The organism is Carboxylicivirga sediminis, assembly GCF_018156225.1.
Classification (GTDB): domain Bacteria; phylum Bacteroidota; class Bacteroidia; order Bacteroidales; family Marinilabiliaceae; genus Carboxylicivirga; species Carboxylicivirga sediminis.
On record NZ_JAGTAR010000015.1, the window covers coordinates 108,246 to 132,339 of the forward strand.

General features: G+C 41.5%; 21 protein-coding genes. 12 read left to right on the forward strand and 9 right to left on the reverse strand.

What is annotated here, in order from left to right; translation table 11 throughout:
* Positions 1-396: 396 nt before the first annotated feature.
* Positions 397-948, forward strand: coding sequence for a WcaF family extracellular polysaccharide biosynthesis acetyltransferase (locus tag KDU71_RS11160; RefSeq protein WP_212190838.1), 552 nt, complete (start codon positions 397-399; stop codon positions 946-948).
* Here the strand turns inward: KDU71_RS11160 and KDU71_RS11165 are convergent.
* The 3 genes from KDU71_RS11165 to KDU71_RS11175 all read right to left on the reverse strand — a co-directional run bounded on the left by KDU71_RS11165 (position 941) and on the right by KDU71_RS11175 (position 3,939).
* Positions 941-2,296: a 4Fe-4S dicluster domain-containing protein gene (locus KDU71_RS11165; protein ID WP_212190840.1), complete on the reverse strand. Its 1,356-nt coding sequence runs from the start codon at positions 2,294-2,296 to the stop codon at positions 941-943. The genes KDU71_RS11160 and KDU71_RS11165 overlap by 8 nt on opposite strands.
* Before the next feature lie 78 nt (positions 2,297-2,374).
* Positions 2,375-3,310 (reverse strand): carbohydrate kinase family protein, encoded by a 936-nt coding sequence (locus tag KDU71_RS11170; RefSeq protein ID WP_212190842.1) that lies wholly within the window; start codon positions 3,308-3,310, stop codon positions 2,375-2,377.
* A gap of 14 nt (positions 3,311-3,324) precedes the next feature.
* Positions 3,325-3,939, reverse strand: a complete 615-nt coding sequence (locus KDU71_RS11175; RefSeq protein ID WP_212190843.1) for a YigZ family protein — start codon at positions 3,937-3,939, stop codon at positions 3,325-3,327.
* Positions 3,940-4,378: 439 nt separating this feature from the next.
* Here KDU71_RS11175 and KDU71_RS11180 point away from each other — a divergent pair, with 439 nt between their 5' ends.
* From KDU71_RS11180 to KDU71_RS11205, 6 genes are all read left to right on the forward strand, one after another.
* The gene (locus KDU71_RS11180; RefSeq protein ID WP_212190846.1) at positions 4,379-5,614 is read left to right on the forward strand and encodes a porin; all 1,236 of its coding nucleotides are present in this window, start codon (positions 4,379-4,381) and stop codon (positions 5,612-5,614) included.
* Positions 5,615-5,628: 14 nt separating this feature from the next.
* Positions 5,629-6,081: a nuclear transport factor 2 family protein gene (locus KDU71_RS11185; protein WP_212190848.1), complete on the forward strand. Its 453-nt coding sequence runs from the start codon at positions 5,629-5,631 to the stop codon at positions 6,079-6,081.
* 98 nt (positions 6,082-6,179) lie between these two features.
* Positions 6,180-6,695 (forward strand): KdsC family phosphatase, encoded by a 516-nt coding sequence (locus KDU71_RS11190; RefSeq protein ID WP_212190850.1) that lies wholly within the window; start codon positions 6,180-6,182, stop codon positions 6,693-6,695.
* 15 nt (positions 6,696-6,710) lie between these two features.
* Complete coding sequence (locus KDU71_RS11195; RefSeq protein ID WP_212190852.1) at positions 6,711-7,652, forward strand: geranylgeranylglycerol-phosphate geranylgeranyltransferase; 942 nt, start codon at positions 6,711-6,713, stop codon at positions 7,650-7,652.
* A gap of 98 nt (positions 7,653-7,750) precedes the next feature.
* Positions 7,751-8,323, forward strand: coding sequence for a Maf family nucleotide pyrophosphatase (locus KDU71_RS11200; protein ID WP_212190854.1), 573 nt, complete (start codon positions 7,751-7,753; stop codon positions 8,321-8,323).
* 22 nt (positions 8,324-8,345) lie between these two features.
* The gene (locus KDU71_RS11205) at positions 8,346-10,505 is read left to right on the forward strand and encodes a S46 family peptidase (protein ID WP_244828412.1); all 2,160 of its coding nucleotides are present in this window, start codon (positions 8,346-8,348) and stop codon (positions 10,503-10,505) included.
* A gap of 78 nt (positions 10,506-10,583) precedes the next feature.
* Here the strand turns inward: KDU71_RS11205 and KDU71_RS11210 are convergent, their stop codons facing one another.
* Positions 10,584-13,559 carry a DNA polymerase III subunit alpha gene (locus KDU71_RS11210; protein ID WP_212190856.1) on the reverse strand — a complete coding sequence of 992 codons (2,976 nt, stop codon included), beginning with the start codon at positions 13,557-13,559 and terminating at the stop codon, positions 10,584-10,586.
* Positions 13,560-13,618: 59 nt separating this feature from the next.
* Complete coding sequence (gene dinB, locus KDU71_RS11215; protein WP_212190865.1) at positions 13,619-14,866, reverse strand: DNA polymerase IV; 1,248 nt, start codon at positions 14,864-14,866, stop codon at positions 13,619-13,621.
* A 170-nt stretch (positions 14,867-15,036) separates the two neighbouring features.
* Here dinB and KDU71_RS11220 point away from each other — a divergent pair, with 170 nt between their 5' ends.
* From KDU71_RS11220 to KDU71_RS11230, 3 genes are all read left to right on the forward strand, one after another.
* On the forward strand, positions 15,037-15,723 hold the full coding sequence (locus tag KDU71_RS11220) for an XRE family transcriptional regulator (RefSeq protein ID WP_212190867.1): 687 nt from the start codon (positions 15,037-15,039) through the stop codon (positions 15,721-15,723).
* Between the two features lie 91 nt (positions 15,724-15,814).
* Positions 15,815-16,282, forward strand: coding sequence for a hypothetical protein (locus tag KDU71_RS11225; RefSeq protein WP_212190869.1), 468 nt, complete (start codon positions 15,815-15,817; stop codon positions 16,280-16,282).
* An 80-nt stretch (positions 16,283-16,362) separates the two neighbouring features.
* Positions 16,363-17,286 carry a DUF6263 family protein gene (locus tag KDU71_RS11230; RefSeq protein ID WP_212190871.1) on the forward strand — a complete coding sequence of 308 codons (924 nt, stop codon included), beginning with the start codon at positions 16,363-16,365 and terminating at the stop codon, positions 17,284-17,286.
* A 55-nt stretch (positions 17,287-17,341) separates the two neighbouring features.
* Here the strand turns inward: KDU71_RS11230 and KDU71_RS11235 are convergent, their stop codons facing one another.
* The 3 genes from KDU71_RS11235 to sfsA all read right to left on the reverse strand — a co-directional run bounded on the left by KDU71_RS11235 (position 17,342) and on the right by sfsA (position 21,977).
* The gene (locus tag KDU71_RS11235; RefSeq protein WP_212190874.1) at positions 17,342-19,264 is read right to left on the reverse strand and encodes a DUF3857 domain-containing protein; all 1,923 of its coding nucleotides are present in this window, start codon (positions 19,262-19,264) and stop codon (positions 17,342-17,344) included.
* Positions 19,248-21,128: a hypothetical protein gene (locus KDU71_RS11240; RefSeq protein WP_212190876.1), complete on the reverse strand. Its 1,881-nt coding sequence runs from the start codon at positions 21,126-21,128 to the stop codon at positions 19,248-19,250. Before KDU71_RS11240 ends, KDU71_RS11235 begins: the two co-directional genes overlap by 17 nt.
* A 150-nt stretch (positions 21,129-21,278) precedes the next feature.
* Positions 21,279-21,977 (reverse strand): DNA/RNA nuclease SfsA, encoded by a 699-nt coding sequence (sfsA, locus tag KDU71_RS11245; RefSeq protein ID WP_212190878.1) that lies wholly within the window; start codon positions 21,975-21,977, stop codon positions 21,279-21,281.
* Positions 21,978-22,057: 80 nt separating this feature from the next.
* Here sfsA and KDU71_RS11250 point away from each other — a divergent pair, with 80 nt between their 5' ends.
* A complete protein-coding gene (locus tag KDU71_RS11250; protein ID WP_212190880.1) occupies positions 22,058-22,321 on the forward strand; it encodes a YkgJ family cysteine cluster protein in 264 nt (87 codons plus the stop codon).
* 7 nt (positions 22,322-22,328) lie between these two features.
* On the opposite strand, the gene KDU71_RS11255 is transcribed toward KDU71_RS11250, so the two are convergent.
* Positions 22,329-23,159: a nitroreductase family protein gene (locus KDU71_RS11255; RefSeq protein ID WP_212190888.1), complete on the reverse strand. Its 831-nt coding sequence runs from the start codon at positions 23,157-23,159 to the stop codon at positions 22,329-22,331.
* A gap of 203 nt (positions 23,160-23,362) precedes the next feature.
* On the opposite strand from KDU71_RS11255, the gene KDU71_RS11260 reads away from it, so the two are divergent.
* Positions 23,363-24,088: a lysophospholipid acyltransferase family protein gene (locus KDU71_RS11260; protein ID WP_212190890.1), complete on the forward strand. Its 726-nt coding sequence runs from the start codon at positions 23,363-23,365 to the stop codon at positions 24,086-24,088.
* Positions 24,089-24,094: the final 6 nt, after the last annotated feature.

The window sequence follows — 24,094 nt, forward strand, 5'->3', positions numbered from 1 at the left end:
CAAAAATCCATTTTTAGGTTCGATTCCTTTTTGCTACTTTTGGGGGAAATGAGTTCAATAAAACGCATTTAAAACGGGCAATTTTTGGCCTTTTTTGGTGGACTTACAGAGGACTTAAAAAATTGAATTCGTAAAATATTGAGAATAGGGTACTTAAAGTAAATTTTCAGTTCCCTCTCTCTCCGCTGAAAGCGGAAGTAGTTCAAAGTAAAGCCCTGTAAGCATTAACTTACAGGGCTTTGTGTTTATTTATTATCAGACACTATCTAATCTGGTTATTAGGTGAATATTGTTATCCGTTCTATCAACAGCATTTATCTTGCGTAAAACAGTACCTTTAAAATTTGCCACCATATAATAAAGATTGTACTTTCAACATTGCAATTATACAATTTGATGACAAGTACTGACTTATCTAAATACAATAATGACTGGTTTGATGAGGGAGCTGGTTATTTGAAAAGAACCATCTGGTTTATGGTTAATGCTCTTTTTTTTATTAATCCATGTAACCCATTATCAGGCTTAAAAGTGCGATTGCTTCGTTTGTTTGGAGCCAAATTAGGAAAAGGGGTCGTAATTAAACCTGGAGTGAATATTAAATATCCCTGGAAGCTGGAGATTGGCGATAACACCTGGATAGGAGAGCGTGTGTGGATTGATAATCTGGATAAGGTTGTTATCGGGAGAAACTGTTGTTTATCTCAGGAAGCCTTGATTCTGATAGGTAACCATAATTACAAACGTTCCGCCTTCGATTTAATGGTGGCACCGGTTTTAATTGAAGATGGCGTGTGGTTAGGCGCCAGAAGTGTGGTAACAGGTGGCATTACCTGTGGTAATCATTCCGTTTTAAGTGTAAATAGTGTGGCTTCATCATCAATGGAGCCATATGTTATCTACAGAGGCAATCCGGCTGAAAAAGTAAAGGTGCGCATCATTAGTTAGATGTTTGCAACCATTTAGGTAATTTCGCAGGCGTTGATTTGCGACCATAAAAGAAGTCATCCATCTGTACTGCCCAGTAACGAAAGTTTGGAAAATGTCGGATGCTCCACCTAACCATATTGTGCAGGATATTGCTTGGGTGCGAATAGGGACAAGTACTCATGCAACGACCACAATCGGTGCCGGCACTACACCAGTATTTAAAGCATTTTTCTGAGTTTATTTGCCATCGTTCTACACCATTAATGATGTCTTTGTTGATATCCGATATAGCGGATGCCGGGCAATTTATGGCACACTTGAGGCATTTGTTACAGAAGTCCTCATAACTGCTATCGTACTTTCGGTTTTCAACAGGTAAAGGCATATCTGTTGTAATCACACCTATACGCACTCTTGGGCCATGCTCAGGCGTCATTAATAATCCCATCCGCCCAATTTCTCCCAGGTTGGCATCGCGTGCTACCAAAGGGGCCACCACCTGGTAGTTACCATCAATATGAGCACGTGCATTAAATCCGCAATTGCGTATAAACATGGCTATTTGCGTGGCAATAATACCTGCTTGCAGATATTGATTAGCCGATTCCATGATAATTGAACTTCTGGGAGAAGCAGCTACCATTTCGTGATCCATCTCAACAGTGAAAGCGATGGCCGTATGGTGTTGTTTGTCTATTTTTTTGCCATAGCGTTCACCTCGTCCGCCAACCGAGTACCAATGATAATCCTTTAAAGAGGTGAAACCAATTGATACAGCCCCTGACTTACGGGCCCATTGTTTTATAAACTGACCATATTTATCTGGGGTAACGGAGTGGGACGTGTCTTTGGCTTGGCCTTCAACATACTGGTGTAATCCATCAACAATATGAAAGAGAGCGTCGGTTGCCCTAAACGAAAGGGGGTTGTAAAATGTTGCTTGTGGGCTTAATAAACCTGGCAGCTGTCTGAATTGCTCATCATTTTCCAGGTGTTCGGGGTGCATCTGGTAGTATTGTTGGTAATGTTGAGTGTTGGGCTTTAGTTCATTTCGTGAGAACATGATGGTTCTTTCATCTATTTGTCCTGAGGCAATAGGTTCATTGTCTGTCTTAAAAAATGAGCTTGGGATAAACAGGTATAGTCCGGCAAGGATAACCATTGAATCAAAAGCAATAATCAATCCCTTATATGTATCGTCAAGGAGGTAAGGAAGCATTGTGATAGCTCCGCAAACCAGTATTAAAATGGCAGCTTTAACAGCGGCGTTGTTGCGCTTTTCAAATAATGAGGTAATGAACATTAATACCATTAGCGCGGCAAGTGCTGCACCCGTAAGTGTCATAAATAGTTTAAAGTGTGGCATGGTCAATGTTTAAATGAGCATGCAAAATACATCTAATGGCCAATTAAAAAACTGATTTGCATCAATGTTAGCCTGCTGCTAAGGGTTTATAAACTGCCTGAAAAGCTTTTCAAAATCCTGACGAGACGTATAAGGCACGCTACCTCCTGCAACTGTAGTTGACAGGGCGCCGCTTTTACATCCCATTTCTATGGCTTTATCGCTGCTTTTATTCTCAATAATGCCAGATAAAAATCCTGCAGTAAAAGCATCTCCTGCACCAATGCAATCTATTGGATGAGCGTTCTGATAAGCAGGGTAGGAGCGCTTTGACTGTGAATCGATATGCTGAACACCATGGCTGCCACACGTGCTGATAATCTGAGTCGTGCATTGTTGCAGTAATGATTTTACCTCAGTGTTATTGCCTTTGAGCAGCAATTGTAACTCGGTCTCATTAGGTAAGAAAACATCAACATATGGAAGCAGCTGCCTGAGGTCAGTATCCCACTTCTCTTCTACATCCCACTGTGGGTCTAACGATGTATGTACCTGATGCTTTTTTATAGCTTTAAAAAACTGGGGCAATACATCTCTGAAGTGTGGCAGTACATACGGGTTCGACATGTGAAAATAAGGCGTTGAAGCTATCAGATTAAAGGGGATATCCTGAGGTGATAGTTGTGCCATTGCACCTGCATGAGTTAGGTTTGCCCGATCTTCATCCTTACTCATTACTACCGTGCAGCCTGTTTTATAAGCTTTCTTTTCAATCATATAGTTGGTGCAAACCCCATATGAACCAAGCAACTCCTTAAACTGCTGTCCAAAACTATCGGCGCCAATGGAACCGATATACGCCACATTAACACCCAGTGCAGCAAGGTGTGCAGCGGTTATACCTGCCGAGCTTCCTAAAACGATATCAAAATCATGGGCTATTACTTCTTCTCCAAAGTGTGGAAGTTTGTTAAAGTTGTTGAAGATAAGGTCTATATTGCAGTCGCCGGTAACGATGATGTCGTACTTTTTCATAGTAGGAGTTTGGTTTAAACGGTTTTGATGAAGTCGATGCTTACAGATTCAATCTTTTCAAATTTATTAATTAATGCTTTAGTTTCAGACTGACGACAACTCAACTCAATGGCACAACGCAGGTTAAAATCTTGTTGATGAATATTCGGGTTTTCATCCTTTATAACCTTCATCACATCATTCATTACGCCGTAATCGAAATTAATTCTGTAATAGTCATTGATTGTTTTTTCAATAATAGTGGCATTGTTAATGGCATCAATACTTCCTTCTTTATAAGCGCGAATTAGTCCGCTGGTGCCTAGTTTTGTACCCCCAAAATAGCGGATAACAACAATCAGAATGTTGGTTAAATCATGAGAGCGGATTTGCCCCAGAATGGGCTTGCCTGCTGTTCCCGATGGCTCACCATCATCATTGGCCCTGAAGTGCTTGCCGTCAACGCCTAATTGCCAGGCATAGCAGTGGTGGCGGGCATCGTAATATTGTTTCTTTAACTCGGCAATGTGTTCTTTCACTTCGTCTTCATCAGATACGGGATAGGCATAGGTAATAAATTTACTCCCTTTTTCTTTGTAGATGCCTTCCGATGCGTTTTCAATTGTTTTATATTTATCGGGTAATGTCATTGCTTTGCAATCGTTCTGTAAATTTTGAGTGAGTGAAATTAATAAATTCCTGTGGTTGATTTAAACTTTATATTCTAATATGCCATAGGAACAAAATGCCAACTGTATTAGTCTGATGATTAGCATGTAGTTGTGAGTTGTTCTGAAGTCTTATTCATAAGATGACTTAATCACGTAAAAGCCAGGCTAATGTATTGGGTGTAGTTACTTGTTGTAATGGTCTGGTTTATAGGGGATGATTAATGATGCCAGATAACTTTTTAAGGGTGAATGTTATTGATGATTTGCAACATTAATTAATTGTTAAGTTTTAGTACTTTCGTAAAAGTGGGTAAAGCTATTATTTATGAATGTATACATTTGCAACCCCAAATTTATGTGTAATTATTAATTGACTAAATTTCATTAGTCTCATTTGCTAAACAGAGATTATAGAAACATGACAACTAAAACTATTTTAATTGCACTGCTTTTGGTGGGATTTGTGGCCGGTGCGCAAGAGAAGGATGCTAATCCGGTCAGCTTATCAAATTGGTATGATAAGTTAAAAGTTAACGGGTATATGCAGCTCCGTTACAATGATTTATACAAGACTAATCCTGATATGGAGAATCCTCAGGGTGATCGTACTTATGGTGGATATGACGGATTCTCAATTCGCCGAATGCGTTTAAAGGTGAGTGGGCAGGTACATCCTCGTTTATATTTCTATTTTCAGGCCGACTTTGCTTCAGATGGTAAAAACCTTGGCCAGTTGCGCGATGCTTATTTCGACTATTTTCTGGATCCGGCAGGAGAATGGAGAATGAGAGGTGGACAAAGTAAAATTCCTTTTGGTTTTGAAAACCTGCAATCGTCGCAGGACAGGCTGGCACTTGATCGAAATGATCCGCTCAACAGCGCTGTCAGAGATGAGCGTGATATGGGAATCGGTATTCATTATGCACCGCAAGCAATACGCGAACGTTTTAAAACGCTTAAAAGCAAAGGGCTTAAAGGATCTGGTGATTATGGGATGGCTTACGTCATGGTTTATAATGGGCAACGCGGTAATAGTTTGGTTCCTGATGAGAAAAAAATCCCTCATATAGCTGCTCGATTTACCTATCCAATTGAGTTAAGCTCCGGACAGTATATGGAGTTTGGTGTGCAGGGATATACAGGTAACTACAAAATGACATCGGTTACAGATGGCGTTGTTGTAAGAAACGATGACGGTAGTTTAAGCTCAGAATCAGCTATGGACAAAACGTTTGCCGACCAGCGTATTGCAGGTACCATTGTTTATTACCCTCAGCCATTTGGTTTTCAGGCCGAATATAATTTTGGTGTGGGACCAGAGTTTGCTTATGATGCTGTCAATGAAATAGGCTCAGTAGGTAAAGAAAAGTTGCATGGTGGTTATGCCCAGGTTATGTATCGCATTCAGCATAATAAGCAAGAGATTTTCCCCTTTGTTAAGGGAATGTATTACGATGGAGGTAAGAAGTTTGAGTTGGATGCCCGAAGCTATACCGTTAAAGAATTGGAGATTGGCGTTGAGTGGCAACCAATTAAAGCCTTTGAGGCAGTGGCTATGTACACCATCTCTGATCGTCGCTACGAAGACATGGCCAATCCGGTTAATCGTCAGGCTGGTCAGCTAATCAGGATTCAGTTACAGGTTAATTTTTAAACTAAAACAAATCTATGAAACAGTTATTTTTCCTATTGCTTGTAAGCATAAGTCTGTTGGCTTGTGGAAGCAAACCGCAACAAGATGTCTATAGTACTGTAGATGATGAAGTCAAACAGACGATTTTGCAGCAGATGGAAGATTCGCGTCAGGGATGGAATGATGGTGACTTTGAGCGCTATATGCAGGTGTATTGGCAATCAGATTCACTTTGTTTTATGGGACTGAATAGTATCACTTACGGCTGGCAAAATACCTTGGAAAGATACCAGAAAGGCTATCCAACAGCCGCACACCGTGGGACTTTAACCTATACGTTTAAACGATTTAAACAATTGGCCGATGATTGTGTTATAGTTATCGGAAGTTTCCACCTTAAGCGTCAGATGGGGGATGCCGAAGGTAACTTTTCGCTGGTGTGGAAATATATTGATGATCAGTGGAAAATTATACTTGATCATACCTGAATCATGTAAGAATTGTAAGTAATATAGTCGGATCGAGGGCTCTTCATAATTAATTTGAAGGGCCTTTTTCTTATCTTCGCACTAAAAGTGAAAACAGAATGAGTAATTTCAAGGAAGATTTAATGAAAGTGAAGGCGTTTGTCTTCGATGTAGATGGTGTTTTGTCGTCCCAGATGATACCCATGCATCCTTCGGGAGAGCCTATGCGTACAGCTAATATTAAGGATGGTTTTGCCTTGCAGCTGACTGTAAAATTGGGATATCCGGTGGCCATCATATCGGGAGGTAATACCCATGCAGTGCAGAAAAGGTACGAGGGGTTGGGAGTGAAGCATATTTACCTTGGAATTTCGAAGAAATTGCCCTGTTTTGAAGAGTGGCTGGAAGAAACTGGTGTGAATGCCGATGAGGTGATGTATATGGGCGATGATTTACCCGATTATCCGGTGATGAAACGCGTGGGTGTGCCTGTATGCCCATCAGATGCCGTCGAAGAAATTAAGTCATTATGCAAATATATATCAGATAAAAAAGGAGGGGAAGGTGCCGTGCGCGATGTGATGGAGCAGGTATTAAGGGCACACGGAAAGTGGGCTTTGGATTATATTTGGTAACCTAGCAATCGGACAATGTATATACTAAAACTGATACGCCTTAAAAACCTTTTGATGATTGGCGGAATGCAATATGCATTGCGCTATGGATTAATTCAGCCTATTCTCGAACAGTTTGACTTGCATCCGGTTTTATCCCATTTTCGATTTGCTTTGGTGGTGCTGGCTACTTTGCTGCTGGCAGCATCGGGCTATATCATTAATGATTATTTCGACATTCGTATTGACCGAATTAATAAGCCTGGTAAGGTGCTGGTGGGTAAGTATATCACCCGCCGGATGGCCCTTTTTCTGCATGTGCTGCTGACCATTAGCGGTATACTAATAGGCTTGTTTATAGCTTATGTATCCCGCAAAGAAATTTATGCCCTCATGTTTATCAGTACTCCGGTCATACTATGGTATTACAGTACAACATTTAAACGGCATATTGTTATTGGTAACCTGGTTATTTCCTTCTTAACAGGTATCGTTGTGTTGCTGGTGGTATCGGTTGAGTTTGCCATGCTGAGTAAAGTGCATGGACAGGCTATAATACGTACCGAGGCATGCTCAACAGCTTGGTTCTGGACAAGTGGCTTCGCCATTTTTGCATTTATTAGCAATTTTATTCGTGAGATAATTAAAGATACAGAAGATATAAAAGGCGATAAAGCGGTTGGTTGTAAAACCTTGCCTATTGCCTTGGGGTTGCCTTTAACCAAAGCTTTTGTACTAATCATTGTGGCTTTCACGTTAATAGCCTTGTGGGGTATTTATTTTTATGTAGATGATTTTCAGGATATCCCGTATGTATTGCCTTATTTTATAATCGGATTTACATTGCCACACTTCTTATTGGCAGTTAAATGGATAAAGGCCGGTACGCCTGCAGATTATCATCAGGTCAGCAACATCAGTAAGTTAATTATTCTGTTGGGAGTACTGTTTATTCTCATGGCTGGTCAGATGTTTTAAAACACATAGGCTATCTGCGCAATCCAATTTCATTGGTGCGTAATTGTTTTATATTTGCCTTTTGCATATTGATAATCTTAAAATATAGTTGCTCAGTAATGACTAACTACAAATTGATTTTGGCTTCACAATCGCCTCGCCGACAAGAGTTGCTTTCTCATCTGAATATTCCTTTTGATGTAATGGTTAAAGAGGATGTTGAGGAAACATATCCGGATGATATTCCGGCACATGAAGTACCTTTGTACCTGGCCCGGAAGAAGGCCTTGCCTTACGAAACCGATTGCAAGGCAGGCCATATATTGGTGATAACAGCCGATACAATCGTGTGTTGTGATGAGCACATACTGGGCAAACCTGCCGATAAGAAGGAAGCAGAGAAAATGTTGCAGATGCTGTCGGGGCGTGCCCACGAAGTGATAACTGGCGTAGCACTTACCAGTGGCAGCAAGCAATCAGTGTTTACTGTATCAACCAAGGTGTTTTTTAAAACACTGACGCCACAGGAAATTGATTTTTACATTGAACAATACCAGCCTTTTGACAAAGCAGGTGCATATGGTATTCAGGAGTGGATTGGCATGATAGGTATTGAGCGTATCGAAGGTTCTTACTTTAATGTGGTGGGATTGCCTGTGCAGAAGTTATATAACGAATTACAGAAATTTTAAAAATCCTTATAAAATCAACAGAATGATTAAAAGAATAGTATTGACATTGGTGGCGGCATTGTTTTTACAAACTTTTGCCAGAGCCGATGAAGGAATGTGGATTCCGATGTTGTTGAAAAAATACAACATTGAACAGATGCAGGAGATGGGCTTTAAGCTGACAGCGGAAGATGTGTACAGTGTTAATCAGGCTTGTCTGAAAGATGCAGTGGTGATTTTTGGCCGTGGCTGCACAGGTGAGCTGATTTCTGATAAAGGACTAATTGTGACCAACCATCATTGTGGCTATGGTCAGATTCAGTACCATAGCTCTGTTGAGCACGATTACCTGACGAATGGTTTCTGGGCGATGTCACCCGAGGAAGAGTTGGTGAATCCCGATCTGACAGTGACTTTCCTGAAACGAATGGAAGATGTAACTGCACGCGTACTTGATGGCGTGAATGATGACATGAAAGTTGAGGAACGTAATAAAATCATTGCCCAAAATATCAAAGCTATCAAAGAAGAGGCGATTAAAGATACGCACTATAAAGCTGTGTTGAAGCCTTTCTTTCAGGGTAATCAGTATTTTTTGTTTGTTAACGAGGTGTTCAAAGATGTTCGTTTGGTAGGCGCTCCTCCATCGGCTATAGGTAAGTTTGGTGGCGACACCGATAACTGGATGTGGCCCCGTCATACCGGTGATTTTTCGATGTTCCGTATTTATGCTGATAAAGATAATAAGCCGGCAGCGTACTCAAAGGACAACGTGCCTTACAAGCCTGCAAAGCACTTTCCGGTTTCGCTAAAAGGTGTGAACGAAGGGGATTTTACCATGGTTTTCGGGTATCCGGGCAGTACGTATCAGTACGTGCCATCATACCACCTGGAGATGCTGACTGAAACAGTGAATCCCAAGCTGATTGATGTGCGTACCGAAAAGCTGGCTATTATGAACCGCTTCCAGGAGGCCGACCCTGCTGTACGTATTAAGTACGCAGCTAAAAACGCACGTATCTCTAACAGCTGGAAGCGCTGGATTGGTGAAAACAGGGGGCTGGAAATTCTGGATGCCATCAACAAAAAACAAGCTTACGAAGAAGGGTTTATGGCCTGGGCCAAAGCCGAGGCCCCTGAGTATGCTGATTTATTGGATAAATATAAAGCCGTTTATAAAGACTATACCAACTACAACCTGACGTATGGTTACTACCGCGAGATGATTCCATCTAACGGCATCGAGATTGCTAATCTGGCTGGTAAGATGGAGGCTCTGGTGGCCCTTTATAAAGCCGATGAACTGAATGCTGAAGCTGCACAGAAACTTAAAGACGGGCTGGTGAAAAGCGTCAAATTATTCTTTAAAGATTACTATCAGCCACTGGATATGGAAATTTCGGCTAAGCTGTTAAGCATGTATGCCGAAAATATTGAAGCAACTTTTCAGCCAGGTGTGTACAATTTGATCAATGGTAAATTTAAGAGTGATGTTAATAAATATGTCGACTACCTCTTTGCCAAATCGATTTTTGATGAGGAGGCGAAGGTGATTGAGTTTATCAATGGCTTCTCGGCCAAGTCGCTTAAGACATTGGAAAAAGACCCGGCTTACCTGCTCAATAAGAGCTTTGCAAGTGTGTATGGCGATAAGGTGTATCCGCAGCTGAAAAAGTACCGCAGTGAGCTGGCCGACCTGGATAAAGCCTACATGGCTGCTCAAATGAAGTACGAGTCGGATAGAATCTTTTATCCCGATGCCAACTTCACTTTGCGTGTGTCATATGGTCAGGTGAAGGGCTATACTGCACGCGATGCTGTTTACTATAAGCACTATACAACTCTTGAAGGGATTATGGAAAAGGATAATCCGGATATTTACGATTACCGCGTACCGGCCAAGCTAAAGGAGTTGTATAACAACAAAGACTATGGTCGTTACGAAGTGGACGGAACAGTGCCGGTTTGTTTTGTTGCTACTAACCACACAACAGGAGGTAACTCTGGTAGTCCGGTGCTCAACGCCGAAGGCCATCTGATTGGTATTAACTTCGATCGTGCCTGGGAAGGGGTGATGAGTGATTTGATGTTTAACCCTGAGCAATGTCGTAATATTTCTTTAGACATGCGCTATGTTCTGTTTATCGTTGACAAAATGGCTGGAGCTGGTTACCTGCTCGATGAGATGACTATTATTGAGTAATTATTACTCATGCAAGCATATTTCAAAGGCCATCCCATCGGGGTGGCCTTTGCTTTTGAGATGATATGGTCTGCTCTGTCAAATACTAATCGTTTCAACTGACTTTCGTAAGCGGGTATTCTCTTCCAGCGTCTGGTTATTTAAACGGTACATTTGGCTTACTTCAATGCTTATAAAGCCATACTCTTCCACTACTTTGCCACGTATAAGGTAACAGCCTGGCCCTCTGAAGGGGTAGCGTTTAAATGAATGGGCAAAATGTACCGTGTCCAGCCAGTAGCCATCAATATCCAGAAAAGTGCCAAATGACATATGTTCGCCACTGCTGGTGCGTGTGGGTTTGCGAGTGATCAGGTAGCCCACTATTACCACTGTTTGATTAATGAAATGGGGCAGATCGGCGGCTTTTAGTAAACTGGGTAGCTGCTTCTCCAGTAGTTTAAAGGGCGAACTCAATGGGAAACCCAGCAATTCCAGTTCATCAAAGGCATTTTCGAGCTCGTGCTCCCATAAAAGGGGTAGTTCAAATTCCCTTACAACTGTTTGAAAAAGCGTCGGCTCGGGCTTGGTCACTTTTGTGTGGCCTAGCAGGTAGTGAGCATCCCACAGCAGTTCTTTTTTTGTTTTGCCGGTAAACCGGAAAGCATCAATACGTATTAGTATTAGCAGTTGTTCAAGCGATATGGGTACGCGCGTTACAAAATCGGCCAGGCTGGAGAACTCGCCAAACAAACCACGCTCGTTGAGCAGCAGCTCAACAGATTTTTTTTCAAGCCCATGAAGCATAAAAAAGCCCAAAAACAGTCGTTTATCTCTGATGATGCAAGGCCAGTCGCTCCGGTTAACACAGGGCGTTTCAATAATAGCACCATGCATGCGGGCTTCGTGCAGGTAAAGCTCAGGGCGATAAAAACCACCACCGTTATTTAAAGTAGCAACCATATATTCGCGCGGGTAATAAGCCTTAAGGAACAGAGCCTGATAACTCTCAACGGCGTAGCTGGCCGAATGTCCTTTGGCAAAAGCATAGTTGGCAAAGCTCTCAATTTGTCGCCATATATCGGCAATGGTTTGCCGGGCATAGCCTTTCTGTTGGCAGTTGCTGAAAAACTTATCGCGCACCTTCCAGAATTCGTTGCGCTGCCTGAATTTCCACGACATGCCACGGCGCAGTACATCGGCTTCGTCCAGCGATAGACCGGCAAAGTAGTGTGCCACTTTAATCACATCTTCCTGGTAAACCATCACACCGTAGGTTTCTTCCAGTAGGTTGTATAGTTCAGGCAGTTCCTCCCGTGCTTTTTCACGTCGGCCCTCATCCTGAAAGCGCAGAATGTATTCACGCATCATGCCGCTTTTGGCTACACCCGGGCGAATGATAGAGCTGGCAGCTACCAGGCGCAGGTAGTCATCGGCCTTCAGTTTGGTGAGTAGCATGCGCATGGCCGGCGATTCAACATAGAAGCAGCCAATGGCTTTACCTACTTTCAGTAGTTCTTTAATATGCTCATCGCTTTTAAGTCTGGGGATATCATCAATATCAATTTCATTACCAGTGTTTGCACGGATAATGCCCAGCGTGTCTTTAATCTTGCTCAGTCCTCTTTGGCTTAGGATATCAAACTTATGAAGCCCCACATCCTCGGCTATGTACATGTCAAACTGGGTGGAGGGGAAACCTTTGGGCAAAAGTTCGGTGGACGAGTAGCAGTTCATGGGTTCTTCAGAGATAATGATGCCGCTGGAGTGAATGCTGCAATGGCTGGGAAAACCATCGATAAACTGGCTGTATTTAATCACCCATTCGCCATACTTGCTTTCGGTAGCTAACGATGGGTTTTTCTGTAACGCTACTATTTCGTCGTCGGGCAGTCCAAACACCTTGGCTATCTCCCTGATAGCCGATTTGTATTTGAAGGTGACGTAGTTGCCCAACAGGGCCACGTGATCGTAGCCATATGTTTCAAAAATATACCGGGTCACAGCATCGCGGTCGGTCCACGAAAAGTCAATGTCAAAGTCGGGCGGCGACTGCCTGAAGGGGTTGATAAAGCGCTCAAAATATAAATCCAGCTCAATGGGGTCTACATTGGTGATGCGCAGCAGGTAGGCTACTAAGCTGTTGGCGCCGCTTCCCCGGCCAATGTGATAAAAATTCTGACTGCGGGCATAGTCCACAATGTCGAGCGTAACCAGAAAGTAGGCGCAAAAGCCCAGGTCGCGTATTACTTCCAGCTCTTTATACATGCGTTTAACTACCTCCTCGTTTTTATTCGGAAAGCGGTAGCTCAGCCCTTCTTCACAACGTGTTTTCAGGAGCTCAAAATCAGCTTCTTTACTGCCAGTGAAAACCTGCTTGTTTTTGTTGGTGCCAAAGCTAAAGTCGATGCTGCACGAGTCCAGCAACTTTTCTGTGTTTTCAATAATCTGCGGATAGGCAGCAAACAGTTGTTGTAGTTTGTCTTTGGGCAGGATGGTATCGGTTTCACTGGCCTGCTCGCTTTTAGGTAGTTTGCTCAGCAGGGTATTGTTGTCGATGGCTCGCAGCAAACGATGCGCATTGTAATCGTGTTTGTTGCGAAAAGTGCAGGTGTGCTTAAGCACCAGTTTATCCAGGCGATTTCTCCAAGGAGAGAAGGGGAGCTGTTTCAGCTCTTCCGGCGAAATGCCAATGAACTCATTGTCGCGCAGCTCGTCATCGTCATGGGTAAAGGGATAGATGATATAGGCATTATCAAAAGATGGCGCCAGCGGGTCAAAACTGACCTTCTCGTGCAGATGAGGCGTCAGGTATTCGTTGATTTCTCTAAAGCCTGCATTGTTTTTTGCCAGAGCTATGTATTGCTGCTTCGTGCCGTTTCGAAAGTCAACACCCACCACCGGGAGGATGTTGTGCTGAGCCGCCAGGCGCACAAAATCAATGCTCGCTGCCGTGTTGTTGATATCAGTGAGGGCAAAAGTGGTGTATCCGTGATATGTGAGCACCTTAATCAAATCCTCGGTGGAGATGGTGCCGTATTTAAAGCTGTAGTATGAATGGCAATTGGTAAGCATGTTTATTTGTTGTTGAACCGTTGATTTGTTTATGATTGCGGACTAATTTTAGCATCGCACTATGCACCACGGATCATCTTCTGACTCCGTACTTCGGGCTTCGGACTAATAATAGCCCCATCCATCTGTCCGTTAAATGGGTTCATTTGTTTTACATGGCGTGCCCGCATGCCCTGAGCGCGTTTGACGGCATCTTCGCCGTAACGTCCACGCAGTTTGTCCATGGCCTGGTAGAGCTTAATCATCTTAAACGAGTCCTCAAACAAGCGTATCTGGTAGCTGCCGCCAACCAGGTTGCTAAAGCGCACGCCAATCAGGCGAACCAGTACCCGACGATTGTACACTTTATCAAACAGGTCTTTCACCGTTTCAATAAGTGTATGATCCAGAGATGTGTAAGGGATGTGCTTTTGTTTGGTATGTGTTTGAAAATCGGAGTAGCGCACCTTTACTGACACACATGATGTGAGCTTATTGCTATTACGCAGCTGATAGGCCAGGCTTTCGGCCATACCCACCAGTATGCTTTTGAGCGTGTACACGTCGGTGGTGTCCTGCTCAAAAGTACGCTCGGTAGAAATGGATTTACGCTCGCTCCAGGCTACTACCGGCGTGTTATCAATGCCCTGTGCCTTTTTCCAGATGGCAATGCCGTTTTTGCCCAGTACGCGTTCCAGCAGTTCGGGTGGCATCTCCTGCACGGTGCGTACTCGCTCAATGCCCATGCGTCGTAGCAGATGATAGGTTTTGTTGCCCACCATGGGTATTTTCTTGATGGATAGAGGAGCCAGAAAGGGTTTTTCGTAGCCCGTTTCTATCTGAATGTGGTTATTGGGCTTAGCTTCACCAGTACCCACTTTAGCTACGGTTTTACTGGTTGATAAGCCAAATGAGATAGGGAGCTTAGTTTCGTGAATGATTTCTTCGCGTAGTTCTTTGGCCCACAGATAGGTGGTTTTAATGTAGCGATCCATGCCTGTTACATCAATGTAAAACTCATCGATGGATGATTTCTCGAAAAGGGGAGAACGCTCCCTGATGATGTCGGTAATGGTATTGGAATATTCGCTGTAGGCCTGACTGTTGCCCCTGATGACTTTGGCATGGGGGCACAGCTGCCGGGCCATACGCATAGGCATGGCCGAATGTATGCCATAAGTGCGGGCCTCGTAGCTACAGGCCGCTACCACGCCTCGGTCTGATGTTCCGCCAATCAGCACCGGAACGCCTATCAACTCCTTATTTATCAAACGCTCGCACGACACAAAAAAAGTGTCTAGATCCAGATGCAAAATTGATTTATTCATTTAATTGTCGATTATATCGTCATTTATCATACTATAATATAGTCATCTTTCGTATATTTGTAAATCATTCTAGCCTTCAAAATGAGGGTGAGAATGGCAAGCTATTGATAATCATGGTTAAAAAATTTCAATACAGATAGTCTATGTATTTTGCAGATAATATTAAGTTCTTGAGAAAGCGTAAGGGTATGTCACAGAGTGATTTGTCGGGTGTATTGGAGCTGACTCGCACCACGTTGGCAGGCTATGAAAAAAGTGTGCAGCCGCCATTTAAAACACTTATCCGTTTTGCCGAGTATTTTAATGTTTCCATCGATGCGTTGGTACGCTATAAATTAGATGCATTGTCGGAGTTTCAGTTATCGCAGATTGAAGGTGGATTTGATATTGATGTAACCGGGCAAAAGTTGAGGTTGTTGACTATTTCGGTTAGCGATGAGGGAGAGGAGAATATTGAACTGGTGCCGGTGAAAGCACAGGCCGGCTATGCATCCGACTACGGTGATACTGGGTTTATAGCCTCATTGCCAAAATTCTCCTTACCCTTTTTACCAAAAGATAAAACATACCGAACGTTTCAGATTCAGGGCGATTCGATGTTGCCCATCCCCGAAGGTGCCTGGGTAACGGGCTCATATATTCAAAACTGGCAGATGATTAAAGATGGTACGCCTTGTATAGTTGTAACGCGCGATGAAGGTATTGTCTTTAAGGTGGTGTATAATCAGGTGCAAAGTAAACAGTCGCTGCTGCTGGTGTCCACCAATCGACTGTATAAGCCATATGAATTAAATGTGAGTCAGATTGTTGAGGTTTGGCAGTTTGAAACCTATAATGGTTTTGAGATTGAGCGATGATGATTGCCGGGTATTTTATGAACCTGCAATTGGGTGCTGCTTCGAAGAAGATGATTATCTTTACTCAAAACCTTAAAATATTAAATGAATTATGAGAATTACTTTATTAATCCTTATAGCAGGATTTGGCTTTGCATGCAATAATATCAAACAGAATTCAACAACTTTTCCGGAGCAATATGTAGGTACCTGGCAGTTGATATCGTCCGATTATCACAGTAAAGATTCGGTGACTTCGAATATGGTAGATGGGCAAGAGATGATTAAAATTATCACTCCCACGCATTTTGCTTTTTTTCTACATGATTTACAGCAGGGTAAAGATAGCAGCACAGTCGCCTATATGTCGGGTGGCGGCACAATGGACTTTAGCAATGGCGAGTATGTTGAAAACCTTGATTTTTGTACCGCTCGTACCTGGGAAGGTCACTCGTTTAAATTTAAGTTGGAGCTAAAGGGCGATACACTTATTCAGCAGGGAGTGGAAGAGTTGGAAGAGCTTGGCTTGGGTGATGAGAACCTGTTGCTAATTGAAAAGTATGTGCGCGTAAAGGAATAGTGGAGCCAGACGTTTGCCCTGACGCAATCCTGAATAAATTTTCTTAGCTTCGTAACATTATAATTAATAAACCTAATATTATGAAGAAACTTAACTTGTTTCTGCTGCTAATTGCAGTAGCGCTGTTTTCATTCGATGCGCCAGCGCAAACAGCTTTACGCTATAACCTCAAGGTGGGCGAGACTTATCTGCTTAAGCAGCATACAACCCAGGCTATTGAGCAAAATATTTCTGGGATGTCTCAAAATGTCAGCACAACTATTGCTGGTGATATTTCTATAAAGATAAACGACAAAAGCAGTGAAGTTTATACCTCGGAGCTGGTTTTTGAGTCGATGTTGTTTAAACTCGAAGCGGCCATGATGAACATGAGTTATGATTCAAATGATGCCAATGCTGATCCAAACAATCCTTTAAATAAAACTTTTAGCCTGATTGTAGGTCATAAGTTTCAGATGAAATTTGATGAAAGGGGCAATGTTTTGGAAGTAAAAGGCTTTGAAGCTGTCTTGGAGAAATTGTCCACTGCCTTTGGTGATAATCCTCAGCAGGCGGCCATGATGAAGCAGCAGTTGTCCGGTCAGTTCTCTGATGAGAGTATGAAACATACCATGAGCAGTATGCTTATAATTTATCCGGTTGAAAAAGTGAAGGTTGGATCAAAGTGGACTACCAATACTCAATTAGTGCAGCCTGTTCCAATCGATAATACATTTAACTACAATGTGGATGCTGTGAGTGGCAATGAGGTGAAATTGTCGGGTTCAGGCACCATGGCTACAAAAGAAGGACAGTCGGTAGAGCAAATGGGTATGACACAGCATTTTAATCTGAAAGGCGATGTGTCGTTTACTGCTAATATTAATGCTAAAACAGGCTGGCCAACAGAGGTAAAGCTCACTCAAAGTCTGGATGGAAACGTAGCAATAGAGTCGGCTCAGCTGCCTGCTCCAATGGAAATGCCGATGAAGATTAAAACCGAGTCGACTTATACGAGTATGTAATTCGATTATTATTAATAGCATAAAAAAAGCCGGTTACACCGGCTTTTTTTATTGTTTATGTTTTTGAAATCAATACTGTTTTGGCATTGTCGGCTATTGATACCTTTTCAAGGAACTCTCTGAAGTCATTAAATTCTTCTTTAGGGTAGGTGCCTTTGTTGATTTGAAAATAGCGATGGTAAATGATATGACCATCTTTATATTCTGCAAAGCTTTCATATTCGCCATATTTTGAGCTAAGCACAGTTTTAGTAGGGAGCGCTTCTATTTCTACATCTGCAGGTAGTGCATATTTTATGGTGTCCGATTCGCTGTAGTTGCGTTTGATGTAAACGGGATTGTTTCTCTTTCGTGCATATTGAGGTACCGAATTGAACGCATTGAACAGATTAAGTTTCAGGATGGTCCTGTTGCCCATTTGTGTGCAATAGTTTGAAGCTTCCAGTCGCATATTTTTGGTTAGAGAAGGAGTACTGGTTTTCTCATCTGCCAATTGATAGTCTATCAATTTAAAGTTTGGTATTCTAATGTCTTTAATGATTTTTTTGCGCCTGTCCTTTTCATCAATATGCAATAAGTAGTATTCATCACCGTAGTTGGCCCCAGAATATTTGATCTTGGCATCTATGTCTAATAATAGGTTATCTGTAAATTGAACCTCCCCAATTGTACTTTGGCTATTTACTTTAGCTGAGTAAGATGGTGTTTTAACAAGTTTACCGCCATTGTCTTCGACTAATAATACATACCGATCGTCGGTGAAATTACCAATATAGCCACAAGGTGAAGTAGCACTGGTGCATTCAAGCCACATTGTGTCTTGTTGAAGGGGGACACACAAAAAAGCATGATTGAAGTTATTCCCTGGGAAATCTGGATTGATTGGGCGTTTACTTGCTCCTGCATAAACCAATGTATATCTGGATTCGATTCCCACAACCTTGAGTAGAGCCTTGGTGTAGTTGGATAACGCTTTACAGTCGCCATAAGATAGTCGGTCAACTGTCTCAGCCGGAAAGGGTTGCCAACCTCCAATACCAACCTGAACGCTGATGTATCTGTTCTTCTTTTGTGAGTATTGATAAATAAGTGCTACCTTTTCGTGGGTATCTGTCACATCTTTTACAAGCTCTTTAATTTCATTTTGTGTTTCTACTGGCAAAATATCCAAGTCTTCGTTAAGCGTGCACATAAAGCGCCCCATGTCATCCCAGGTTGAAAAATCCCCATCGTAGCTGTTGATATTAAATGTACTGGGTTCGGTTTGCACACAAGGGTAGCTGATGGATGATGGCGGACTGAATGGTTCGTAGTTTATTGCTTTAAAATTATCATGCTTCCACTCATATATTTTTTGCTCACCATTTTGCTTGACCTCTGCCTTTTCTGATAGATTTAGTTCGTTGTATCTAAGGATATAAGAGTTTGGGGTGGTTACGCTATAGCTTGAGTGTTCAACCGAAATATTATATCCAGGGAAAACATACCATGATGGCATAAAGAATAATGATTTGTAATCTATTGAATAGGAGTATTCAATAGTAAAAGGTAAGGTCATGTATTCAGGATCAATGGCTTTAACGCGGTTATCTTCATAAAGGGAGAACCCCTGGATAGCGCTGTAATCCAGAATATCTTCCGTTTTTATTCGTTTAACGCGTTTCCCATTGGCATCGTAAATAATCCCTGAAATATCATTGATTTTAATGTATTTATCATATCCCTGAGCAAAGAATGATTCATCAATGGCATTTTCTTTTAGAATAGTTACTGCATACTTTACCTCTTTGTTTGCTTTGTTTTCAGACAGGATGTTGAGCTTTACTTCATTGATGCGAACCACTGCGTTCGCATTCTTTAGAAGTTCAGCAGGTATCTTGTCTACTGCATATTGTGGTGCATCTTTGGCTGTAGATATTGAACCAAAGCTGAAGCACAGTAATAGTAATAAGATGTATTTATTATAAGCTGGCTGCATCGGAAATAGGTTTTAGAATTACTGGTTCTGCATGTTTTTTTATGATTTGTTCGTATATCAATTTCAATTGAGCATATTCATCAGGTAAGAACATTGTTTTGTTGATGTTGAATTTGTAGACAGTCATTAACTTATTGAACTTTTGCTGATGCTGAATCATAACAGATACTGACTTATCAGGTGTAACGATTCTTACTGCTTGAGGTAACTCAGATATGGTGTAGCCGTCAGGGATTGTAATGTTTGAAACCAGGTATTTAGTGCGGCAATATGCAAAATCGACCGGGTATTCTCTTTTCTCCAGTTTAAATGGGTTTTCATTTACTTTTTCAAGTAAAAAAGGATTAAGCATTACCATGTCATTAATTCTTTCCACTTTGTTTTTTAGTTCCACTTCGTATTTGTCTCTTACTGGTTGGCTGATTTCTTCTGCATTGTCAATTGAAAAATCTTTAATTATCAAACCATTGTGTTTTGATTCGAGATCCACCAGATAATCTTCATCACCTGCATATTTTTTAAATTTCTTGCGAAAATCATATGCCGCATAACCGGTTCGACTATAATTAACCTCACCTTCCAGTGTTAGGTTTTCGTCAAGTTGTAGATCATAAAACACCGTTTCATAATCTCTGAAACTAGGGATAATATCAACCCATTGGCCTTGCTGATTGGTAACTATGCGCCCCTGATGGTTTAAACACCTTAGCGGAAGCATGCCAAATTCAAGCTCTTGCTCAGTGGCATCAAGCAGGTAGTTTTTATCATCAATTTTGGCGCAAACCAATGTGTAATTCAATTTTTCATAACTCGGGTAAAATGGATTTAGCATACCATTATTCCGTGTGCTGATTACTACAGGGTAAACATCGATGTCAAGCTTCTTAAGCAGGTGTATCAGCATAAAGTTGATGTCTGTACTGTTACCAATTTTTTCTCTATAGGGCTTAGACATGGTGTTGCCCGAAGTAAATATCCAGACTTCATTGTTCCATTTTACTGTTTTAATGGCTTCAAATGCGGCTTTTGCTCTATCAACTGGCGATAAATTCTGCGCTTCAATTTCTTTTACAATATCAGATAGGTAACCACCTCCGCTTTTGAGGGTGCTGCCAAAATAGTCACTTTCCATCAGTCGGTCATTTACTGCTTCCCAAGAGGTGGTAAATGACTCGTAATATCCAGGAAAGTTCACACTGAGTAAGTCAAATTCAAATTTAGTGATATAGTTTTCTTTCGAATTGATATATGCTTCAGCTTTAAATGCAGGTACATTTTTGGCTATAAAGCGTTTACCGTCGGAATGGTCAATGGGCTCGTAACCAACCATCCTTTTTCGATAATTAATATAGTTTGATTCTTCAAGTAATAGTTCGCAGTGTTTAACCGGTATAGAGCGCTGAAATGTCCACTCAGTTGGCAGTCCTACTGTTGATGTTTCAACTTCAATAACACTTCCCTCTTTAACATTAGGCAATGCTACCCGATATCGAAAGTAACGCTCAGTAACTCTTTCTTTAAAGATTGATTCACGTTTAAGCTTGTCTTCAACAACTTCACCATCAACCAGATTGTAAGTTCTACCTCTGAAGGTGTCATTTTCTCTGCCCGGAAATATAAACTCGGCATATTTAGTACCTGATTTTTTGAGAATTTTTATTCGTTCAATGCGAGTAAATTTAAAGTCTGAAGCACTGAAACGACCGTATTTGCATAATACAACAGCTGCAGCTGAAGTATCGGGTTCATAGGTGGTCATTCCTACTTCTTCTTTGCTGACTTTGCCAAATTTAATAGGAGCTTTTTGGGCATTGACAATTAATGCTGTTAATAAAAACAGTGTAGCTAGAATATTCCTTTTCATAGAGTTGGATTTGAATGAGATAATATTTTTAAATATAGTTAATTATCAAACCAACCGCCTTATGAATAGACAAATAAAGTAGTAGATATGTTAATTTAGAATGATTATATAATAATTTTGAAAGTAAAGTATGTATATAACAGTCGTGTGTTAGGCATCTAACACAAATGGCAACTCTTTCTCAATCTTAATTTCATTGGGATTTACTTTTACACGAATTGGAATAATTTCAACACCAGCATTATATGCATGCTTTAAAGTATAAGCATAATCTGGGTCTATTTCATGTGCTGGCGCAAATATCTCCACATCACTTCGCTGGATGATGTATAGCATAACAGCGCGTATTCCCTCTTTTCTCAGATTAATTAATTCCTCAAGGTGCTTTTTGCCACGAGTGGTAACAGCATCAGGGAAGCGTGCATATTCGCTGTCTTTCATGGTCACATTCTTGACTTCAATAAAGCAGGTTTCATGGGTGTTTTGGGCCATGATGTCTATGCGACTATCTCCTGTTTTGACTTCTCGTTGTACGTGCGTGTATCCACTGAGCTTATCTATTGCACCATTCTTAATGGCTTCAAAGGCTATTAGGTTGGGGTGTGAGGTATTGACACCCACCCATTGACCGTTGATTTTAATCATTTCCCATGTAAACCGGGTTTTTCGCTTAGGATCTTTGGCTGGCGAGAGATAGACTTCGGCGCCTTCTTCAATGCAGGTTTTCATGGAGCCACTATTGGTACAGTGGGCAATAACTGTTGTACCGTCATCAAGTCTGATGTCACTTAGAAAACGCTTATAGCGTCGAATTAATGTGCCATGAACCAGAGGTGTTTCAAAAATCATATATCATTATTTTCTCAATCAAAAGTATATAATTAATGGTGAATGCTGTATTTTTGCGGCAGTTTAAAAATGCTGATGTAATGGAATGTAGAGCTAATTGTGGGGCTTGTTGTATTGTGCCCAGTATATCATCACGGTTACCCAAGATGCCTGAGGGCAAGCCAGGTGGCGTTCCATGCCCTCATCTAACGGCTGATTATAAATGCGATATTTTTAACTCACCTGAACGTCCGGGTGTTTGTGAAGGCTTCATGCCTGAGCCCACTTTTTGCGGTCATACCCGCAGCGAAGCTGTTGAAATATTAGCGCAGCTTCAGGGTTTATCAGAATGGAAACATTTATAGAGTTTGGCTAATCAATTGTTTTGATAAGCGGAAGGTTTCGCCCAACCGTATTCTCAAATTTATTATGTGGATACCCAATTAGGAGAGCAGCATATACTGTTTCTGATTGATCAATATTCAATGTTCTTTTTACCTTATTGTTTCGTTTAGCTGCATTAACAATATAGCCATTGATACAAGTGCAAAGATCTAATAATTCGGCATACAATATTGCCATGCCAGTCCAGATGTTTGCATCATGGCAGGGCATGCCCACCGGACTTGTTGGACTGTGTACAATAATCATTGCCGGGGCGTTGTAAGTTATCATTTGCTTATTTACAGCTTTTTTGTTAAGAAATTTTCGTTTCGATTGTTCCATCTGTACCAGGCGGTGTTGGCCCAAAAGTATGCGGATGAGTGGTTTGGTAAAGGCATTAAGTGAGTTATAGGCACCTGTTAAGGTGTCTATTGTCAGGTTATTAACTTCTTGTATCTTATCCTGATTGGTAACAACAGTAAAGTTGAGTGTCTGCAAATTGCTGGCTGTTGGGCTGAAGCGCAGATGATTGATGAACTCCGTAAGTATTTCAGGTGCAACTTTGCGGTTGCTAAATTTCCGATGAGAGCGACGCTGTTGCATCAGCAACTCAAAGTCGTAGGGTGATATGTTATTTTGAGTTACTGTGCCTGGTAAGTATTCAGCATTTATTGCCTTCTGGGGGCAGATAGCACCACAGTGGTAACATTTTATGCAGTCATCACTAATGTTATTATTATCTATATCAACAGCTGATACAGGACATATTTGCTCACACTTTTTGCATCGGCAGCAGTTATCACTAATAGAAGTCATCATTTGTTCAAATCATTTTTGGGAGCCACAAATATACATAACGCGACTGATTATAATATCAAACACGTGTTGTGCCAATAATTTGAATCACTATTTTTGCATTAAGCTATTTCAAAAATGAGTGTTGAGGGCTTTTATATTGATTAAATAAGTTTTAAAAAGTTGTTGATAACAACCCTGGGGCTGTTTAAATTGATGATTGTAACATGAAGAAATTCGCATACTGGCTGTATCAACCCTACAAGTTCTTTATTTTCATCCCATTATTTGCCGTTTCTAGCCTGCTGTTTTCATTCCTGGCAGCCAGTTTCTCTATCCTTGTCAGTCCCCGAATCGGTAGTTTCTGGGGGGCTACCTGGGCCCGTGTAACCGGTTATCTTACGCCCATGCTGGTAACTGTAAAAGGCCGCGAGAACATAAAAGAACAACAGTCCTATGTTATTATTGCTAATCACCAAAGTGGTTACGATATCTTTTTACTATATGGTTGGTTGGGGATCGATTTCAAATGGATCATGAAGAAAGAGCTTCGAAATGCACCGGGAATTGGCTATGCGAGTCATAAAGTTGGTCATATTTTCTTGGATCGCTCTTCACCGCGTGCAGCTATGGAGTCAATTGAAGAAGCCAAGCGAAAGCTGGCGAACGGCTCGTCTGTAGTTATTTTTCCCGAGGGTACCAGAAGTGGCTCCAACCAGATGGGCCGATTTAAAAAGGGGGCTTTTAAAATTGCTTTTGAACTTGGCCTGCCCATTCTGCCCGTCAGTATTGTTGATACTTATAGGGTGTACAATAAAGGCTTGAATCTGTTTCCCGGTTCAGTAAGAATGGTGATACATGAGCCAATTGATACCCGGCAATATACCGAATGCCAGAATGATTTGATTGATTTAACCCACACAACTATTCAATCGGCTTTAAGCGTAAATTAAATAAAC

Bases quoted from the DNA above. Each gene is read 5' to 3' on its own strand.
- KDU71_RS11190 (WP_212190850.1), top strand. From the start codon at position 6,180: ATGAGTAATTTCAAGGAAGATTTAATGAAAGTGAAGGCGTTTGTCTTC.
- KDU71_RS11160 (WP_212190838.1), top strand. From the start codon at position 397: ATGACAAGTACTGACTTATCTAAATACAATAATGACTGGTTTGATGAG.
- KDU71_RS11170 (WP_212190842.1), bottom strand. From the start codon at position 3,310: ATGAAAAAGTACGACATCATCGTTACCGGCGACTGCAATATAGACCTT.
- KDU71_RS11260 (WP_212190890.1), top strand. From the start codon at position 23,363: ATGAAGAAATTCGCATACTGGCTGTATCAACCCTACAAGTTCTTTATT.
- KDU71_RS11165 (WP_212190840.1), bottom strand. From the start codon at position 2,296: ATGCCACACTTTAAACTATTTATGACACTTACGGGTGCAGCACTTGCC.
- KDU71_RS11225 (WP_212190869.1), top strand. From the start codon at position 15,815: ATGAGAATTACTTTATTAATCCTTATAGCAGGATTTGGCTTTGCATGC.
- KDU71_RS11230 (WP_212190871.1), top strand. From the start codon at position 16,363: ATGAAGAAACTTAACTTGTTTCTGCTGCTAATTGCAGTAGCGCTGTTT.
- KDU71_RS11200 (WP_212190854.1), top strand. From the start codon at position 7,751: ATGACTAACTACAAATTGATTTTGGCTTCACAATCGCCTCGCCGACAA.
- KDU71_RS11250 (WP_212190880.1), top strand. From the start codon at position 22,058: ATGGAATGTAGAGCTAATTGTGGGGCTTGTTGTATTGTGCCCAGTATA.
- KDU71_RS11255 (WP_212190888.1), bottom strand. From the start codon at position 23,159: ATGATGACTTCTATTAGTGATAACTGCTGCCGATGCAAAAAGTGTGAG.
- KDU71_RS11235 (WP_212190874.1), bottom strand. From the start codon at position 19,264: ATGCAGCCAGCTTATAATAAATACATCTTATTACTATTACTGTGCTTC.
- sfsA (WP_212190878.1), bottom strand. From the start codon at position 21,977: ATGATTTTTGAAACACCTCTGGTTCATGGCACATTAATTCGACGCTAT.
- KDU71_RS11240 (WP_212190876.1), bottom strand. From the start codon at position 21,128: ATGAAAAGGAATATTCTAGCTACACTGTTTTTATTAACAGCATTAATT.
- KDU71_RS11205 (WP_244828412.1), top strand. From the start codon at position 8,346: ATGATTAAAAGAATAGTATTGACATTGGTGGCGGCATTGTTTTTACAA.
- KDU71_RS11185 (WP_212190848.1), top strand. From the start codon at position 5,629: ATGAAACAGTTATTTTTCCTATTGCTTGTAAGCATAAGTCTGTTGGCT.
- KDU71_RS11180 (WP_212190846.1), top strand. From the start codon at position 4,379: ATGACAACTAAAACTATTTTAATTGCACTGCTTTTGGTGGGATTTGTG.
- KDU71_RS11195 (WP_212190852.1), top strand. From the start codon at position 6,711: ATGTATATACTAAAACTGATACGCCTTAAAAACCTTTTGATGATTGGC.
- KDU71_RS11210 (WP_212190856.1), bottom strand. From the start codon at position 13,559: ATGCTTACCAATTGCCATTCATACTACAGCTTTAAATACGGCACCATC.
- dinB (WP_212190865.1), bottom strand. From the start codon at position 14,866: ATGAATAAATCAATTTTGCATCTGGATCTAGACACTTTTTTTGTGTCG.
- KDU71_RS11175 (WP_212190843.1), bottom strand. From the start codon at position 3,939: ATGACATTACCCGATAAATATAAAACAATTGAAAACGCATCGGAAGGC.